The 17,287-nt window shown below is 73.5% G+C and carries 13 protein-coding genes; 10 read left to right on the plus strand and 3 right to left on the minus strand.

Annotated elements, in window-relative coordinates; translation table 11 throughout:
- The first annotated feature begins 90 nt into the window (after positions 1 to 90).
- The 6 genes from ABZ490_RS28705 (at position 91) to ABZ490_RS28730 (ending at position 6,300) form a co-directional block, all read left to right on the plus strand.
- Positions 91 to 1,071, plus strand: a complete 981-nt coding sequence (locus tag ABZ490_RS28705; RefSeq protein ID WP_358995899.1) for an ornithine carbamoyltransferase — start codon at positions 91 to 93, stop codon at positions 1,069 to 1,071.
- On the plus strand, positions 1,068 to 2,750 hold the full coding sequence (locus ABZ490_RS28710) for an MFS transporter (RefSeq protein WP_358995902.1): 1,683 nt from the start codon (positions 1,068 to 1,070) through the stop codon (positions 2,748 to 2,750). The genes ABZ490_RS28705 and ABZ490_RS28710 overlap by 4 nt, the downstream gene beginning before the upstream one ends.
- The gene (locus ABZ490_RS28715) at positions 2,747 to 3,520 is read left to right on the plus strand and encodes a class II aldolase/adducin family protein (protein WP_358995905.1); all 774 of its coding nucleotides are present in this window, start codon (positions 2,747 to 2,749) and stop codon (positions 3,518 to 3,520) included. The genes ABZ490_RS28710 and ABZ490_RS28715 overlap by 4 nt, the downstream gene beginning before the upstream one ends.
- Positions 3,517 to 4,317 (plus strand): alpha/beta fold hydrolase, encoded by an 801-nt coding sequence (locus ABZ490_RS28720; RefSeq protein WP_358995908.1) that lies wholly within the window; start codon positions 3,517 to 3,519, stop codon positions 4,315 to 4,317. The genes ABZ490_RS28715 and ABZ490_RS28720 overlap by 4 nt, the downstream gene beginning before the upstream one ends.
- A gap of 55 nt (positions 4,318 to 4,372) precedes the next feature.
- Positions 4,373 to 5,308, plus strand: coding sequence for a TauD/TfdA family dioxygenase (locus tag ABZ490_RS28725; protein WP_358995911.1), 936 nt, complete (start codon positions 4,373 to 4,375; stop codon positions 5,306 to 5,308).
- A gap of 68 nt (positions 5,309 to 5,376) precedes the next feature.
- Positions 5,377 to 6,300, plus strand: coding sequence for a TauD/TfdA family dioxygenase (locus tag ABZ490_RS28730; protein WP_358995914.1), 924 nt, complete (start codon positions 5,377 to 5,379; stop codon positions 6,298 to 6,300).
- Positions 6,301 to 6,343: 43 nt separating this feature from the next.
- Here the strand turns inward: ABZ490_RS28730 and ABZ490_RS28735 are convergent, their stop codons facing one another.
- Together ABZ490_RS28735 and ABZ490_RS28740 are read right to left on the minus strand one after the other, a co-directional pair.
- Positions 6,344 to 8,236, minus strand: coding sequence for a BTAD domain-containing putative transcriptional regulator (locus tag ABZ490_RS28735; protein ID WP_358995917.1), 1,893 nt, complete (start codon positions 8,234 to 8,236; stop codon positions 6,344 to 6,346).
- 29 nt (positions 8,237 to 8,265) lie between these two features.
- A complete protein-coding gene (locus ABZ490_RS28740) occupies positions 8,266 to 8,460 on the minus strand; it encodes a hypothetical protein (RefSeq protein WP_358995920.1) in 195 nt (64 codons plus the stop codon).
- A gap of 239 nt (positions 8,461 to 8,699) precedes the next feature.
- Between ABZ490_RS28740 and ABZ490_RS28745 the strand changes: the two genes are divergently transcribed.
- From ABZ490_RS28745 to ABZ490_RS28760, 4 genes are all read left to right on the plus strand, one after another.
- A complete protein-coding gene (locus ABZ490_RS28745; RefSeq protein WP_358995923.1) occupies positions 8,700 to 9,737 on the plus strand; it encodes a LuxR C-terminal-related transcriptional regulator in 1,038 nt (345 codons plus the stop codon).
- A gap of 299 nt (positions 9,738 to 10,036) precedes the next feature.
- Positions 10,037 to 10,480, plus strand: a complete 444-nt coding sequence (locus tag ABZ490_RS28750) for a DUF3052 domain-containing protein (protein WP_358995926.1) — start codon at positions 10,037 to 10,039, stop codon at positions 10,478 to 10,480.
- A gap of 118 nt (positions 10,481 to 10,598) precedes the next feature.
- A complete protein-coding gene (locus ABZ490_RS28755) occupies positions 10,599 to 11,492 on the plus strand; it encodes a glycosyltransferase (RefSeq protein WP_358996195.1) in 894 nt (297 codons plus the stop codon).
- Positions 11,493 to 11,768: 276 nt separating this feature from the next.
- On the plus strand, positions 11,769 to 15,563 hold the full coding sequence (locus ABZ490_RS28760) for a BTAD domain-containing putative transcriptional regulator (RefSeq protein ID WP_358996199.1): 3,795 nt from the start codon (positions 11,769 to 11,771) through the stop codon (positions 15,561 to 15,563).
- On the opposite strand, the gene ABZ490_RS28765 is transcribed toward ABZ490_RS28760, so the two are convergent.
- A complete protein-coding gene (locus tag ABZ490_RS28765) occupies positions 15,564 to 17,285 on the minus strand; it encodes a bifunctional 3'-5' exonuclease/DNA polymerase (RefSeq protein ID WP_358995929.1) in 1,722 nt (573 codons plus the stop codon).
- Positions 17,286 to 17,287 lie beyond the last annotated feature (2 nt).

The following is a 17,287-nucleotide window of genomic DNA, read 5'->3' on the forward strand; positions in this document are numbered from 1 at the left end:
AGGTCCGGGCCCTCAACCCCCCCGCCGGGGCCCGGACCTTCCTCCCCCCCTTCTCCCTCCTCTGCTTTCTGTCTCCGAAGGAGCGGCACCATGCGGCACCTCATCTCCATCAACGACCTCACCGACGACGACCTGCGCGCCCTCGTCGCCCGCGGCGCCGAACTCTCCGCCGCCGGACGCCCCGTCGACCGGCCCCTCGACGGCGACGTCGTGGGTGTCTACTTCAGCAAGACCTCCACCCGCACCCGTACCGCGTTCTCCGCCGGAGCCCTGCGGCTCGGCGCCCAGATCGTCACGTACGGCCCCGGCGACCTCCAGCTGAACACCGGCGAGACCAGCGAGGACACCGGCCGGGTGATGTCCCGGATGCTCGACGTCCTCGTGGCCCGCACCGCGGGAGACGAGGCCGAGATGCGCGCCTGGGCCGCCCAGGACCGGATGGCCGTCGTCAACGCCATGAGCGCCACCGAGCACCCCACCCAGGCGCTCACCGACCTGACGACGCTGCTGCGCCGCTTCGGCCGCATCGAGGGCCTGCGGATCCTCTACGTCGGGGAGGGCAACAACACCGCCTCCGCGCTGGCGCTCGCGCTCACCCGGTTCCCCGGCGTCCACCTCGAACTCCGTACCCCCGACGGCTACGGCCTCCAGGACGCCTACCGGGAACGGGCGGCCGAGCAGGCGCGGCGCCACGGCGCGACGTTCCGCGAGGCCCACCACATGGCGGAGCTGCCCGAGGGTCTGGACGTCGTGTACACGACCCGCTGGCAGACCACCGGCACCGCCAAGGCCGACCCGGACTGGCGAGACGTCTTCGCCCCGTTCCAGGTGACGCGGCGGATCTGGGAGGACAGCCCCACCGCGGCCTTCATGCACGACCTCCCGGCGCACCGCGGTGACGAGGTGACCGCCGAGGTGCTGGACGGTCCCGCGAGCATCGCCTTCGACCAGGCCGAGAACAAGATGCACAGCGCGATGGCGGTGCTGGAGTGGTGCCGCGGCGCCCTCCCGGGCGGGACGCCCCGCACCGTCCTCGCGACCACGACGACCGGGGCGGAGAGCCACGCGTGAGCCTGCTCCAGGAGACCCCCGCCGTCGCCGGCCCCCCGCCGCCGCTGCGCAGGAACCGCGACTTCCTGCTGCTGTGGTCCGGCGCCGCCCTCTCCCTCCTCGGCACCCGGGTGACGGCGGCCGCCTACCCGCTCGTGGTGCTGTGGACCACCGACTCCCCGCTGGCCATGTCGGTCGTCGCCTTCGCGGCACTGCTGCCTACCCTCCTCGTGCAGCTGCCCGCCGGGGTCCTCGTCGACCGCTGGGACCGCAAGCGTCTGATGCTGGTCTGCGAGGCGGGACGCGCGGTCGCGCTCGGCTCGGTCGCGGCCGCCGTCCTGGCCGGTCATGTGCGGGTCGCGCACATCGCCGCCGTCGCGTTCGTCGAGGCCGCGCTCGCCCTGGTGTACCGGCTCGCCGAGCGGGGAGCGGTACGCAACGTCGTGCACCCCGAGCACCTGGGGCGCGCGCTGGCGCAGAACGAGGCGCGCGGGCGGGCCACGGGTCTGCTCGGGCAGCCCGCCGGCATCCTGCTCCAGTCGCTGGCCCGCTGGGCGCCGTTCCTGTTCACGACGCTCGCCTCGCTGGTGTCGTTCTGTTCCCTGCTGCTGGTCCGGGCGAGGTTCCAGGAGCCCCGCGCCCTGGAGCCCGCCGGGGACGCGGCGGGGGAGCGGCCCGCCCGCCCCGATCTGCGGGCCGAACTCGCCGAGGGGTTCCGCTGGCTGTGGCGCCAGCCCTTCCTGCGCGGCGCGTTCGCCCTGGTCGCCGCCAGCAACGTGCTGTTCCAGGTGGTCGGCCTCGCGCTGATCCTGCTGATCAAGGAGGAGGGGCGCGCCCAGTCCAGCCTCGCCGTGATCGTGGTGATCGGCGGTGTCGGCGGGATGGCCGGCGCGCTCACCGCCGGCTGGTGGCAGAAGCGGCTGCGGGTCCGCACGATCCTGGCCGGCGGGGTCGCCGCCTGGGCCGCCCTGATCACCGCGATGGCCTTCACCGGAGGCAACCCCTATCTGCTCGGCGCGCTGTTCGCGGGCGCCGGACTGGTCGGCGCGGTCTTCAACGTCGTGGCGGCCGTGTACCAGGTGCACACGACCCCGGACGCGCTCCAGGGCCGGGTCGCCGCGGTCTCCGGCCTCCTCGGCTCGGGCACCAACGCGCTCGGCGCCCTCGCCGGCGGTGTCGTCCTCGCCGCCTGGGGAGCGGGCGCGTCCCTGCTGGCGACGGGCGCGGCGATGGGGGTCATCGCCCTGGCGGCCGTACTGATGCCGTCCCTGCGCACCGAACTCGAACTCCCCGGCTCACCGAGCGCACTCCCCGCGCCCACGGACGCCTCCGGGCTCACGGGCGCCTCCGCGCCCACGGACGCTTCCGGGCTCACGGGCGCCTCCGGGCTCACGGGCGCCTCCGCGTCCGCCGAAGCCTTCGGGCCCGCCGAAGTCTCCGCGTCCGCCGAAGTCTCCGCGTCCGCCGAAGCCTTCGGGCCCGCCGAAGTCTCCGCGTCCGCCGAAGCCTTCGGGCCCGCCGAAGTCTCCGCGTCCGCCGAAGTCTCCGGGCCCGCCGAAGTCTCCGGGCCCGCCGAAGTCCCCGGGCCCGCCGAAGTCCCCGGGCCCGCCGAAGTCCCCGGGCCCGCCGAAGCCTCCACGCCCGCCGGTGCCTCCGAGGACTCGGCGGACGCCACCCACCAGAAAGGAGCCGCCCGATGAGCGACGGGCTCATCCTCAGTGAACCGCCCCTCTTCGACACCCTCGAAGAGGAGCGGGCCCACCGCAAACAGCGACTGGCCGCGGCCCTGCGCATCTTCGGCCGGTTCGGCTTCGAGGAGGGCAACGCCGGGCACATCACGGCCCGAGACCCCGAGCTGGAGGACCACTTCTGGGTCAACCCCTTCGGCCTGTCCTTCAAGCTCGTACGGGTCTGCGACCTGCTGCTCGTCGACAGCGAGGGCCGGGTCGTCGAGGGCCGGCACCACGTCAACCGGGCCGCGTTCGCCATCCACTCGCAGATCCACGAGGCCCGGCCGGACGTGATCGCGGCGGCCCACACCCACTCGACGTACGGCCGGGCGCTGTCCACCCTCGCCGAGCCCCTGGAGCCGCTCACCCAGGACGCCTGCGCGTTCTACGAGGACCAGGGCCTCTTCGACGACTACACCGGTCCCGTCGTCGAGCTGTCGGAGGGCCGCCGTGTCGCCCGGGCGCTCGGCCCGCACAAGGCGGTCATCCTGCGCAACCACGGCCTGCTCACCGTCGGCGACACGGTCGACGCAGCCGCCTGGTGGTTCATCACCATGGAGCGCTCCTGCCAGGTCCAGCTGCTGGCCAAGGCCGCCGGGAAGGTCGTGCCGATCGACCACGACAACGCCGCGCACACCTACCGCGAGGTCGGCGACGACCTCATCGGCTGGATGAACTTCCAGCCGATCCACGACCACATCCTGCGCATCGAGCCCGACCTGCTGGAGACCACACCATGACCACCACCTCCACCCGAGAGGCCACCGGAACCTGGTTCCGGTGCTTCCGAGGGGTCGCCGACCCGCGCGTACGGCTCGTCTGCCTGCCGCACGCCGGCGGCACCGCCAACCTCTTCGCCGGCTGGCCCGCCCGGCTGCCGTCCGACGTCGAACTGCTCGCCGTCCGCTACCCCGGCCGCCAGGACCGCCTCGCGGAGCCGTGCATCGAGGACATGGACGAGCTCGCCGACCGGATCACCGAGGCCGTACTGCCACTGACCGACCGCCCCGTGGCACTGTTCGGCCACAGCATGGGCTCCTCGGTCGCCTACGAGGTGGCCCGCCGTCTGGAGGGACGCCATGGTGTCGTCCCCGCCCATCTGCTGGTCTCCGGCCGTGTCGCACCGCACCGCACCCCCCGGACCACCCTGCACCTGACGGACGACGAGGCGCTGATCTCGGCGGCCCGCGCCCTCGGCGACCTCGGCTCCTCCGTCTTCGACATCCCCGAACTGCGCGAACTGCTGATGCCGGCCCTGCGCGCCGACTACCGCCTCATCGAGCGCTACGAGGTGACCGCACCGCAGATCCTCGACACCCCCGTCACCGCGTACGTCGGGGACCGGGACCCCGGCTCCAGCCGGGTGCTCGCCGATGTCGCCGCCTGGGCCGAACTCACCCGGCGCCCCGGCTGCGAGGTGATCTCCTTCCCCGGCGACCACTTCTACCTGGCGCCCTGCGAAGCCGAACTCGTCGCCGACGTCACGGCCCGGCTCGCCACGGTCCGCTCGTCCCACCGGCTCCGGACCTTCCCCTGACCACCCCCCGGACCACCCCTGACCACCCCCCTCTCGCGACGACAGGAAGAACGACATGACGAAGACACAGAGCTGGGTGCCGCTGGAGATCGACATGGAGGGGCTGGGCGGCGCGTCCGAACTCGTCTCCCGGCTGACCGCCCTCGGCGACGAGCTGGACGCGCTGCTGACCGAGGAGAAGGCCATCGTCTTCCGCGGCTTCGGCGTGACCCCCGACACCCTCGGGGGCGTCCTGGACCGGCTGCTCCCCCACCGCCTCGCCTATGTGCACGGCAACTCCCCGCGCACCAAGGTCGGCAGCAACGTCTACACCTCGACGGAGTACCCGCAGGAGTTCACCATCTCGATGCACAACGAGATGAGCTACGCCCACGCCTGGCCGGCCCGGCTCGCCTTCTACTGCGAGATCCGGCCCGGCGGTGGCGGGGCGACCCCGGTCCTCGACGCGGAACTGTGGCTGGACTCCCTCGACCGGGAGGTCCGCGACGCCTTCGCCGGCGGCGTCCGCTACGTCCAGAACCTGCACGACGGGTACGGCCTCGGCAAGAGCTGGCAGGACACGTTCGAGACGACCGACCGCGGCGCGGTGGAGGCGTTCCTCGACGGCACCGGGGCGACCTGGCAGTGGAAGGCCGACGGCGGCATCCGGATCTCCGCCGTACGGCCGTCCACCGTCCGTCACCCGGTCACCGGCGCCGAGGTCTGGTTCAACCAGGCGGACCAGTGGCACCCGGCCGGCCTCGGTGACGACACGGCCGCCGCGCTCGCCCAGATCCTGCCCGAGGAGGACCTGCCGCAGACCGTCACCTTCGCCGACGGGAGCCCCATCCCCGCCGAGTACGTCCTCCAGATCCGCGACCGCGGGCTGGAGAACGCCGTGGACGTGAACTGGCGGGCGGGCGACGTCATGGTCATCGACAACCTGCTGCTGGCGCACGGCCGCCGCCCCTTCACCGGCGACCGCCGCGTCCTCGTGGCGATGTCCGACTGACCGGCCGCCGTCCCCTCCGCGATCCCTCGTTTCCTCCCCCCACCCCGAGCTGTACGAAGGAGCGATCCATGACCACGTTCACGATCACGGGAAAGCCCGAGAAGAACGTCCACGTCTATGTGGAGGCCAACCGGCGGCGCCTGCGCGAGCTCCTGGTGGAGCACGGGTCGGTGCTGCTGCGCGGCTTCACCATCGGCGGAGTGGACGGCTTCGACGGGGTGGTGCGGGCGCTCTCCGGCAGCGCCCCGCTCGCCTACTCCGAGCGCTCCTCGCCGCGCTCCACCATCAAGGGGCAGGTGTACACCTCGACCGACTACCCGCCGGACGAGGAGATCTTCCTGCACAACGAGAACTCCTATCAGGCCGTCTGGCCGAAGACGCTGTACTTCTACTGCGTGGAGCCCCCGCACACCCAGGGCGCGACGCCGCTCGCGGACATCCGCGAGGTGTACCGCCGTATCGACCCCGGGATCCGCGAGGAGTTCGAGCGCAGAGGCTGGCAGGTGGTGCGCAACTTCCACGCCGACTTCGGCGTGCCGTGGCAGGAGACCTTCGGCACGGAGGACCGCGGCGAGGTGGAGGTGTACTGCAAGGAGAGGGGACTGGACCCGTACTGGCGTCCGGACGGCGGGCTGCGCACCACGGCCGTGCGCGAGGCCGTCCACCCGCACCCGGTGACCGGCGAGCCCGTCTGGTTCAACCACGCGACGTTCTTCCACGTCACCTCGCTCGCCCCCGAGGTGCGGGAGGGGCTGCGGGAGATCTTCCCCGACGAGGACCTCCCCACGAACACCTACTACGGGGACGGCGCGCGCATCCCGGACGAGGTGCTGGACCATCTCCGCGCCGCGTACCGGGCGGCGACCACCCGGTTCGACTGGCAGCGCGACGACGTGCTCGTCGTGGACAACATGCTGGCCGCCCACGCCCGGGAACCGTTCACCGGCCCCCGGAAGATCGCCGTGGCGATGGCCGAGCCGTCGCACGCGTGAGGGCCACGCCGAGGCGCCGCCCGCGGCGCCTCGGCCCCCGCGCTCAGGGCGCGACGGTCCGCGCGGTGAGCGACTCGGCGAACCGCAGCACCCACGCGTGGAACCGGTAGAGCGGTTGCCCCGCCCGGTCCAGACCCTCCGTCTCCAGCAGCGCGTTGTCCACCAGGTCCTCCAGGAACCGCTCGGCCCTGTCCCGGGGCAGCCCGAGCAGCGCGCCCGCCGCCCCCGCCGAGAAGGACCGCTCTCCGCACTCGGCCAGCGGGCCGAGCAGCCGGGGACCGTCCGGCTCCAGCTGGCGCAGCGACTGACGCAGCCGCGGCGCCAGATCGAGGTCGCCGAACCGCAGCGCCCGGAGCCGCTGCGCGGGGTCCGCCAGCACGCGCACCAGACGGGACACCGGCCAGTGCGGCCGGGCGCTCAGCCGAGAGCCCGCGATCCGCAGCGCCAGCGGCAGCCCCGCGCACAGCCGCAGCAGCTCCCGCGTCGCCTCGGGCTCCGCGGTGAACCGCCTTTGCCCCGCGATCGCGACGAGCACGGCCAGTGCCGTCTCCTCGTCCAGCGGGGCGAGCGACACCGTGTGGCTGCCGGGCACCGCGGCCAGCCTGCGCCGGCCGGTGATCAGCAGCGCGGGTGCCGGACAGCTCGGCAGCAGCGGATCGAGCTGGAGGTCGCCGACCGCGTTGTCCAGCACGATGAGCAGGCGCCGCCCGGTGGTTCTGGCCCGGAAGAGGCGCACCAGCTCGTCCAGATCGTCGCTCCTGCGCTGGACGACATCGGCCGGCTCGCCGAGCGCCCGCAGCAGCGGCGGCAGGATCCTGCACGGATCCTTGCGGCTGCCGTCCGGGTGGCACAGATCCGCGTACAGCTGACCGTCCGGGAAATGCCGCAGCCGGGTGTGCGCGGCGTGCAGCGCGAGCGCCGTCTTCCCCACCCCGGCCATCCCGGTGATCAGCAGCCGGCGGGGCCGGAAGCCGGACCGCCCGCCCTCCGGCAGCGGCACCAGCCGGGACAGCAGTGACCCCAGCTCGTCCGTCCGCCCCGTGAAGTCGCCCGGCACCGACGGCAGCATGGCGGGGACCGCCGCCCCGGTCGGCGCCGCCCCGGCCGACGCCGGACGCGCCGACGCCGGACGTGCCGGACCCGCTTCCGGGACGGCGCGCGGGCGCGGTGAAGGTCCGCCGGGTGCCGGGTCACCGCGGAGCACCGTCTGGAAGACGGCGGTCAGTTCGGGACCCGGGTCCACCCCGAGCTCCTCGGCCAGCACCGCGCGCCCCTCGTGGTAGACGCGCAGGGCGTCGGCCTGTCTGCCGGACCGGTGCAGGGCGGTCATCAGCTGACCGCGCAGTCTCTCCCGGACCGGAGAGGCCGTCAGCAGCCCGGTGAGCTCAGGGACGAGCTGCTGGTGCCGGCCCAGCGCGAGGTCCACCGTGATCCGGCGTTCCAGGGTCGCCGCCCTGGCCTCCTCGAGACCCGCCCGCTCGAACTCGGCGAGGTACGGGGAGACATCGGCCAGCGCGGATCCCCGCCACAGGTCCAGTGCCGCGCGGAACCGGGTGTCCGCCTCGGAGATCCGGCCGTCGGCGAGTTCCCTGGCGCCCTGGGTGTCCAGGCGCTCGAACGCGGCCAGGTCGGTGCGCACCCCGGACCGGCCGAGCGCGTATCCGGGTGCCCTGCGGACCAGTTCGACGCCGGGACCGAGCAGCTTGCGCAGCCGGTAGACGTACGAATAGATCTGCGCGTTCACGGTGGCGGGAGGGTCCCAGCCCCACAGCAGGAAGCTGAGCCTGGAGTCCGCGACCACGCGTCCCCGGGCGAGCAGCAGCGCCGCCAGCATGGTGCGTGTCTTGACGCCGCCGAGCGCTACCGGCGCACCGTCACGGAGTGCCTCCACCGGACCGAGGACACGCACCTCGACGTCCGCCCCCTGCGTCTCCACGGCAGCCCCCTGCTGCCGCTGTCCGCCGCTCAGTCCCCCCACGTGTTGCCGGGCTGCGCGCCCTCCGTCGCGACGGCCGCCTCGGCGACGGCGACGGGCAGCCGGCCGGTGTCGGCCTGGGCGGTGTGGGTGAGGCCGGCGAGGCCGACCAGGCAGGCGATACCGAGGCCGGTGACGAGCGAGCGCCGGGCGGGCGAGGTGATTCTCAGAGCCGAGTTCCGCATCGTGTCCCCCTGTGAAGATTGCATGTTGACGAAGCGTGACGGGCTCGGGGTTGTGCTCCGGAGCCCGCTGTCCTGCCGGACGAGAAGGATTCTTGCCAGCCCACAGGGGCCGAGTCAGCCCTTTTGTGTGTCAGCGTCCTGCGGTGGCAGGCTGCTGACATCCGTGGACAGGCCTTCCGGTGCGGTGGCTCAATTCGTTATGATCGTGTGGACGTTTCGAGACTCCGGGGGGAGGTGTCATGATGCAGGGTCTTGGCGGAATGGGGGTGGACGGCGAGGCCGTTTATTCACTTCTGCTGAGCAGACCCAGAGCCGGTGTCGAGGACATCACCGAGGAGTTGGGGTGGAGCGTCGGTCGGGTCTCCGCGGCGCTGGCGGATCTGACCAGGTTGTCGCTCGTCTGTCCCTCCGTCGAGGAACCCGGAAAACTGCGCCTGGTCAACCCTGAGGTAGGCCTCGAGACGTTGCTCCTGAGCTGGGAGGAAGAGCTTCAGGCAGGTCAGGCCGCACTGGCCTCCTCGCGGGTGCGGGCGGCCCGCATGATCGCCGAGTACAGCGCGCAGAACACGGCGTTGACCTCCAGTGTCCAGCAGTTCATGGGAATGGACGCCATATCCACCCAGATCGAGTTGTGCGCGCACACCTGCGTGAGTGAGGTTTCGGTATTCGCGCCGCGCGGGGCGCAGTCGCCCAAGGCGCTCGATATGGCAAGACCGCTCGATCTGGCAGCGCTCGAGCGCGGGGTAAGAGTTCGCTATGTATATCTTGAGAGTTTACGCAACGACGCCCTGACTCTCGAGTATGCGCAATGGCTTCTGGATCACGGCGGCGAGGTGCGGATATTCCCGCAACTCCCTTTGCGGATGATTCTCTACGACGGCCGGACCGCTATTGTCCCGGTGGATCCCGAGGTCGCCTCCAAAGGCATTCTCGTGCACAGCGGCACAGGGGTCGCGCCCGCTCTGTCCGCCTTGTTCGACCTGGTCTGGCAGCAGGCCGATCCGCTGGGCGCGCACCAGACCCCGGACGGCAGCGGGCTCTCGCCCCGGGAGCGGGTGGTGCTCGAACTTCTCGGAGCCGGACATACCGACGAGGTGGTGGCCCGAAAGCTCGGTATCTCGGTGCGGACGGGGCGCCGGATCACCGCCGATCTGATGGAGCGCCTCCAGGCGCGCAGTCGATTCCAGGCCGGAGTGCTCGCGATGGCACGCGGATGGTTCACGCCGTGCGGGGCACTGGATGCCGCCGAATCCGTGGAGGACGAAGGGCAGGACTGAGCATCTCCGCAGCGCACACCCCTTGGCGTCACTGTCCGCGACGGACGTGGGACACCGGGTGTTCGCCCGGCCACCTGATGCGTTCACGCCAGGAATGCAATTCGTGTACGGCGAAAGAGATGAAAGCTCGCGGCGGGCGCGACCTGGCACGGGGTGTCCTAAACCCGCCGTGGGGGACGGCGGATTCCCTAGCGGAATTCCGCCTCGCCTCCTTCGTTTCTCCCCCGAGCACATGCATGCCCTGCACATCCACCCGCCGGCGGGCGTGCGCTCCGTGCCGGCGAGGTTACGGTGGGACGGTGAGCGACACCTCGGCGAGCGGCGGCGGCCACTCCGGTACCCCCCTCGCCAGGAAACTCGGCGTCAGGCCGGGACACGGGCAGCGGCTGCGCCTGCTGCACGCCGAGCCGGGCTGGGCGGTACCCGGCCTCCCCGAGGACCTCGACCTCGCGCCCGGCGGCCCGCTCGGCGCCGACATCACCGTCGCCTTCTACCGGTCGTACGCCGATCTCGCCGCGGAAGGCGACACCCTCGCCCACGACCTCGCCGACCACGCCATGCTCTGGATCGCCTGGCCCCGCAAGGCCGCCGGACATGTCAGCGACCTCACCGAGAACGGCCTCCGTGACCTCTTCCTGCCCCTCGGTCTCGTCGATGTGAAGGTCGCCGCGCTGGGGGAGGACTGGTCCGGCCTGAAGTTCGTCCGAAGGCGGGAAAATCGTCGTAAAAGCGACGCAAAGTGAACCGGTGTTCGGGCAACCTCCGTATCTGAGGCAACATCTTGGTGAATGACGGGCGTCGCGCGACGGGAGCGCGGGAGAGTGCCGTCGTCGGCCGGACGGAGTGAAGAGGTTGAGCGACGTGGTGGAGCCGAGGATCGCTGTTGCCGTGGTGACCATGGGCAACCGGCCCGCCGAGGTCGACGCCCTGCTGGAGTCCGTCGCCAAGCAGGACCTGGCACCCGCCCGGATCGTCGTCGTCGGCAACGGCTGCCTGCTCCCCGAGTTCGCCGAACGCCTCGCCCTGCCCGGCGAGGTCACCACCATCGACCTCGACGAGAACCTCGGCTGCCCCGGTGGCCGCAACGTCGGCCTCGAACGGCTCCGCGCGTTCGGCGACATCGACGTCGTCGTGGAACTCGACGACGACGGACTGCTCGTCGACCCCGACGTGCTGCGCCGGGTGCGCGACCTGTACGCCGCCGACCCCCGCCTCGGCATCGTCGGCTTCCGGATCGCCGACGAGAGCGGCGAGACCCAGCGCCGGCACGTCCCGCGCGTCGGCGCCGCCGACCCGATGGAGGGCGGATACGTCACCGGCTTCCTCGGCGGCGGCCACGGCCTGAGCATGGCCATGCTCGCCGAGACCGGTGACTGGCCCGCCGAGTTCTTCTTCGCGCACGAGGAGACCGACCTCGCCTGGCGCGCCACCGACGCCGGCTGGAAGATCCTCTACGCGCCCGAACTGCTGCTCCAGCACCCCAAGACCTCACCGGCCCGGCACGCCATCTACCACCGCGTCACCGCCCGCAACCGCGTCTGGCTCGTCCGCCGCAACCTGCCGCTGCCGCTCATCCCCGTCCACCTCGGCGTGTGGATCGCCGTCACCCTGCTGCGCACCCGCTCGCTCGGCGGCCTCAAGGCCTGGTTCGGCGGGTTCGCGGAAGGCGTGCGCAAGCCGGCCGGTCCCCGGCGGCCCATGCGGTGGCGGACGGTGTGGCGCCTGACCCGCCTCGGCCGACCGCCCGTCATCTGAGCCCGCGGCAGAAACGCGGCAGAAACAAGGCGCGGGCCCCGGTCGTTCACCTCCGCCGACCGGGGCCCGACGCGCCCCCGGATCCGGCCGCGGCGGCGACACTCCCCCGAGTACCGCGTTCACACGCGCGCACCGTCGGGCCGGCTCCGATGTTGTGATCACATCAGGCGGCACCAACGGATCGCTAACATATTGCCAACGGGTGTCCATGTCGTCGCTGGTCAGACGGTCTGCCGCGAAGGTTTGCACATGGACGGAAAGGCGATGGCGGACGTGATGCGGCAGGACGGGCTGCGGTTCGGACTGCTGGGACCGACCGTCCTCCACTGCCCCGGCCCGCCGGACGAAAACCCCCGGACGATCCGCAGCGCCAAACTCCGCACCCTCCTCGCCGCCCTCCTCCTCGACGCCAACCGGATCGTCCCCGTCGAGGCGCTCAAGGAGGCCCTGTGGGCCGGCGCGCCCCCGGCCTCCGCGCACGCCTCCCTGCACAACCACGTCACCCGGCTGCGCCGGCTCCTCGACGACCCGGAGCGGCTGCGGGCCGAGCCGCCCGGCTACCGGCTCCGCGTCGAACAGGGCGAACTCGACGTCCATGTCTTCGAACGGCACCTCGCCACCGCGCGCGGGGCACACGCCGCCCGTAACTGGGAGCGCGTCATCGCCGAGTGCGCCGCCGCGCTCGCGCTGTGGCGCGGCACCCCGCTCACCGGTCTCCCGGCCGACCTGGGCGGCTATGCCTTGGTACGACGCCTGCGGGAGGCCCGGCTGCTCCTGCTGGAGTGGCGCTACGACGCCGAACTCGCCCTCGGCGGAGGAGGAATGGACGAAGGGAGTGGGGTGCACGGGTCGGACGGGGTGACCCGGGTGGCCCGGATCGTGCCGGAACTGACGGCACTGGCCGCCGAGCATCCGCTGCGCGAGGCGTACCACCGTCAGCTGATGCTGGCCCTGCACCGCACGGGCCGCCAGGCGGAGGCCCTCGCCGTCCACCGCGACCTGCGCACCCACCTGGTGGAGGAACTCGGCGCCGAACCGGGCCCGGCGGTCCGCGAGGCCCATGTGGAGGTGCTGCGCGGGGTACTTGAGGCGGAGACGGAGGCGGACGGCCAGGTCCGGGGAGGGGCTGATGGGGCGACCCGGGGAAGGGCTGATGGGCCCAGCCGGAGAGGGACTGATGGGCCCAGCCGGAGAGGGGCCCATGCGCCGACTCGGGGAGGGGGCGATGCGCCGACTCGGGGAGGGGCCCATGCGCCGACTCGGGGAGAGGGCGATGCGCCGACTCGGGGAGGGGCCCATGCGCCGACCCGGGGAGAGGGCGATGCGCCGACCCGGGGACGGGGCCATGCGCCGACCCGGGGAGGGGACGATGGACAAGCCCGGGGAGAGGCCCGGGGGGAGGCCCTTGGAGACGCCCGCGGGGAGGTCCAAGGGCAGGCGAGCGGGCAGGCCCGCGGGGAGGCGAGCGGGGAGGCCCGCGGGGAGGCAAGCGGGGAGGCCCGCAGGGAGGCCTACGGGCAGGCCCGCGGGCAGGCCCGCAGGGAGGCCCAAGGGGAGGCCTACGGGCAGGTCCGAGGGCAGGCGAGCGGGCAGGTCCGAGGGGAGGCGAGCGGGCAGGCCCGCGGGGAGGCCCAAGGGCAGGCCTACGGGCAGGCGAGCGGGCAGGTCCGAGGGCAGGCGAGCGGAGATGCCCAAGGGCATGCCCACGGGCTGGCCCCGAACGGCGGCGAGCCCCGCGACGCCCGCACCCCCGCCTCTGCCCCCGACCCCGGCATCCCCGACCCCGGTATCCCCGACACCGCCACCACCCCACCCTTCCCCGGGCCTGCCCAACTCCCTCCACCTCCGGCCCACTTCACCGGCCGCGACCGCACCCTCCGTCGTCTCGCCGACCTCCTCTCGGTCCCCTCGTCGGACGGCCGCCCCGCGCTCGCCGTCATCACCGGCATGGCCGGCGTCGGCAAGAGCGCCCTCGCCCTGCACCTGGCCCATATCCTGCGGGAACGTTTCCCCGACGGCCAGCTCTACTTCAACCTGCACGGCGCGACCCCCGGCATGACCCCGCTCCCCGCGCCGCAGGCACTCGCCGCGCTCCTCCGCGACCTCGGCACCGAGCCCCGCCGTATCCCCGAACACCCGGACGCGGCGGCTGCGTTGATGCGGACCCTCCTCGCGCCCACCCGCACCCTCCTCGTCCTGGACGACGCCGCCTCCGCCGCCCAGATCCGCCCGCTCCTGCCGGCCGGACCCGGTTGCGCGGTGCTCGTCACCAGCCGTTCCCCGCTCACCGCCCTGGACGGCGCCCACCGCTTCCCGCTCGCGCCCCTGTCCGCCGAGGACAGCGCGGCCCTGCTGCGCGCGCTCTCCGGCCGGGACGACGCGGACGACGGCGACCGCCTCGACGCGCGCCACCCCCTGGTCGACCTCACCGGCCGCCTGCCGCTGGCCCTGCGGATCGTCGCCGCCCGCCTCGCCGCCCGCCGGGCCCTCACCCCGGACGCGCTCGCCGGGCAGCTGACCGCGACTCAGGGCAGGCTGCACCACCTCGAGTACGACGATCTGAGCGTGCGCCGCTCCCTCGCCGTCGCCCATGACGCGCTCGCCGCCTCCGAGCGCGAGGCCGACCGGGACGCCGCCCTCGCCCTGCGCCGGGTCGGCGCCCTGGACCTGCCCTCGTACGGCGCCCCGCTGCTCGCCCGCCTCACCGGCACCGACGAGCGTCGCGCCGAGACCGCCCTGGACCGGCTCGTCGACGTGGCCCTCCTCGAGGAGACCACCTACGGCCGCTACACCCCCCACGACCTGGTACGGGACTTCGCCCGCGAACTGGCGAGCCGCACCGCCCCGCCGACGACCGCCGCCCCGCGGACGGGCGCGGGCTCGCCGACCAGGACTGACCCACCCGTTCCCACCGGCCCGACAGCCACCCCCCGGACAACCGCCCTGCACTGGTACGCCGCCGTAGCCGAGCAGGCCCTCGTCGCCGTGCTCGAACCCGGGCTGGACCAGGACGACCGGCGCCGGCCCACCTCCGCCCAGCCGGCGGCGGCCCACGCGGCGTACGTCCGGGACGTACCGGCCTTCCCGGGGCCGGAGGAGGCCTTCGCCTGGGCCGAGACGCAGCTGGAGAACATCGTGGCCCTGGCCGGGCCGGCCTCGGCGGAGGGCGGTGACGCGGACGTCGAGGCCGCGCTCGTCTCCACCCTCCTGCGGCTCCTCTTCCCCTGCCTCCAGCGCCGGGGGCGGGTCGCCGAGATGGAGGTGCTCGGGCGGGTCGCGCTGCGCACGGCCCGCCGGCTCGGGGACGCGACGGCGGAGGCGTACGCCCTCGGCGACCTGGCCGGTCTGCACTTCCTGACCGGCCGGCTCCAGGACGCGCTCGCCCTCAACGGCCGTGCCCTGACCATCTGGCGGCGGCTCGACCGGCTGTCGTGGATCCGCCGCTGCCTCAACAACCGCGGGCTGCTGCTGGAGAGTCTCGGCCGCTACGAGGAGTCCGGCGACGCCCTGCGCGAGAGCCTCGCGTACTCGCGCCAGCTGAACGACCCGCACGGCGAGGCCGTCACCCACAGCCACCTCGGCAACCTGTACGAGCACACCGACCCGCGCGCCGCCATCGAGCAGCACCGCCTCTCACTGGCCCTCGGGGACCGGACCGGCGCCGTGATCGTGCAGCACTCGGCGCACTGCAACATCGGCTACGCCCAACTCACCCTCGGTGAACCGGCCGCCGCCCTCCCGCACTTCGAGGAGAGCCTGCGCGTCCTCGGCGGCCACAGCGACTGGCACGGTGAGTCGCAGACCCGGCTGGGGCTGGTCCGTGCGCTGCGGCTGCTGGGCCGGACCGGACGCGCCGCGGGGGAGTGCGCCGAACTGCTGCGCCGCGCCGACGCCCGCGCCGACCGCTACACCGGCGGCCTCGCCCGGCACCAGCACGGTCTGCTGCTGCGCGAGCAGGGACGCGCCGACGAGGCGCGCGCCCAGTGGAGGGCGGCCCTGGAGGCACTGGCCGGGACGGACGAGACCGCCGTCGTGGCCGAGATCGAGGGGCTGCTCGGCCCGTCCGGGTGATCACTTCGCGTCGGCATAGCACTCCACCACCGCCGTCGTGAACGGGAACCGCACCGGCGTCTCCCCGAAGGTCAGCCGCCCCGCGAGGCCGGCCGCCTCCCGGATCGCGGCGACGACCGCTTCCGCCTCCTCCTCGGGACAGTGCACGATCACCTCGTCGTGCTGGAAGAAGACCAGTTCGGCGGCCATGTCCGCGCAGGTCCGGCGCAGTGCGGCGAGCATCAGCAGCGCCCAGTCGGCGGCGCTGCCCTGGACGACGAAGTTGCGGGCGAAGCGGCCCCGCGCACGGGCGTCGGAGGAGGCGTACCCCGGCACCCACGGCCGGCCCTCCTCCGGTTCCGTGTCCTCGGCCGGGGCGACGGGGTCGACCGGGATGCCGGCCTCGTCCGTGCCCGTCTCGCCCGCGCCGGCCGCCGGGGGGCAGGTCCGGCCCAGCCAGGTCCGTACGAGCCGGCCCTCCTCGCCCGCCTTGGCCGCCTCGTCGACGTAGGCCACCGCGCGCGGGAAGCGGCGGCGGAGCGCGGCGAGGTGCTTCAGGCCGTCGCCGGAGGTCTGGCCGTAGACCGCGCCGAGCACGGCGAGCTTGGCCTGGTCGCGGTCGCCGGAAAAGGCGCGGTCGGAGACGGACTGGTAGAGGTCGTCCTCCTGGCCGGCGACCTCCATCAGACCGGGGTCGCGGGAGATCGCGGCGAGGACCCGGGGTTCCATCTGGTCGGCATCGGCGACGACCAGCCGCCAGCCGGGGTCGGCGACCACGGCCCGCCGGATGACCTTGGGGATCTGGAGGGCGCCCCCGCCGTTGGTGACCCAGCGGCCGGTGACCGTGCCGTGCGGCAGGAACTCGGGGCGGAAGCGGCCCTCGCGCACCCAGTCGTGCAGCCAGGACCAGCCGTGCGCGACCCAGATGCGGTACAGCTTCTTGTACGCGATGAGCGGTTCCACCGCCGGATGGTCGAGGGACTGCAGCTCCCAGCGGCGGGTCGACCTCACCCGGATCCCGGCCTGCCCGAACGCCTTGATCACATCGGCGGGCAGATCGGGGCGGACCCGGCGGCCGAACGCGGCGGACACCTCGCCGGCCAGTTCGGCCAGCCGGCGGGGCTCGCCACCGCCCGCGTACCGCTCCCCGAGGAGGTCGTGCAGCACCGCGCGGTGCGTCTCGGCGCTCCACGGCAGGCCCGCGCGGTTCATCTCGGCGGCGACCAGCATGCCCGCCGACTCGGCCGCCGTCAGCAGCCGCATCCGCTCGGGGTGTTCCGCGCGCGTGTGCCGCCGCTGCTGCTCGGCGTAGACCTCGGCGAGGTCGGCCAGCGGCAGGGCGGCGGCCTGGACGGACCGCGGTTCGAACAGCGAGGGCTGGGCCTGGGCGCCGGGCGAGGCGGAGCGCTGCGGCGGGTCCGGCGGTACGGGGCCGCCGCGCAGCCGCGCCAGGGCGGCGGCGGCCGAGCGGGGTTCGCCGTACCGCCCCTCGTGGCCGAGGAGGAGGGTCTCGGCGTCCTCGACGTCGTAGCACCGCTCGACCCGCACCCCCGTGGCGAGCAGGCGCGGGTACACCTCGGCCGTGGAGCGCCAGACCCAGCGGGTGACGCCGGGCCGCTCGCGGACGGCCCGCGCGAGATCGTCCTCCCGCAGCACCGGCCCGGCGGGCAGCCCGTCCGGACCGAGGGGGGCGAGCTCGGCGCCGCCGTCCTCGGCCGGGGCGAGGGCCCACCGGTCGGTCATAC

The organism is Streptomyces sp. NPDC005811 (assembly GCF_040630405.1).
Taxonomy (GTDB): Bacteria; Actinomycetota; Actinomycetes; order Streptomycetales; family Streptomycetaceae; genus Streptomyces.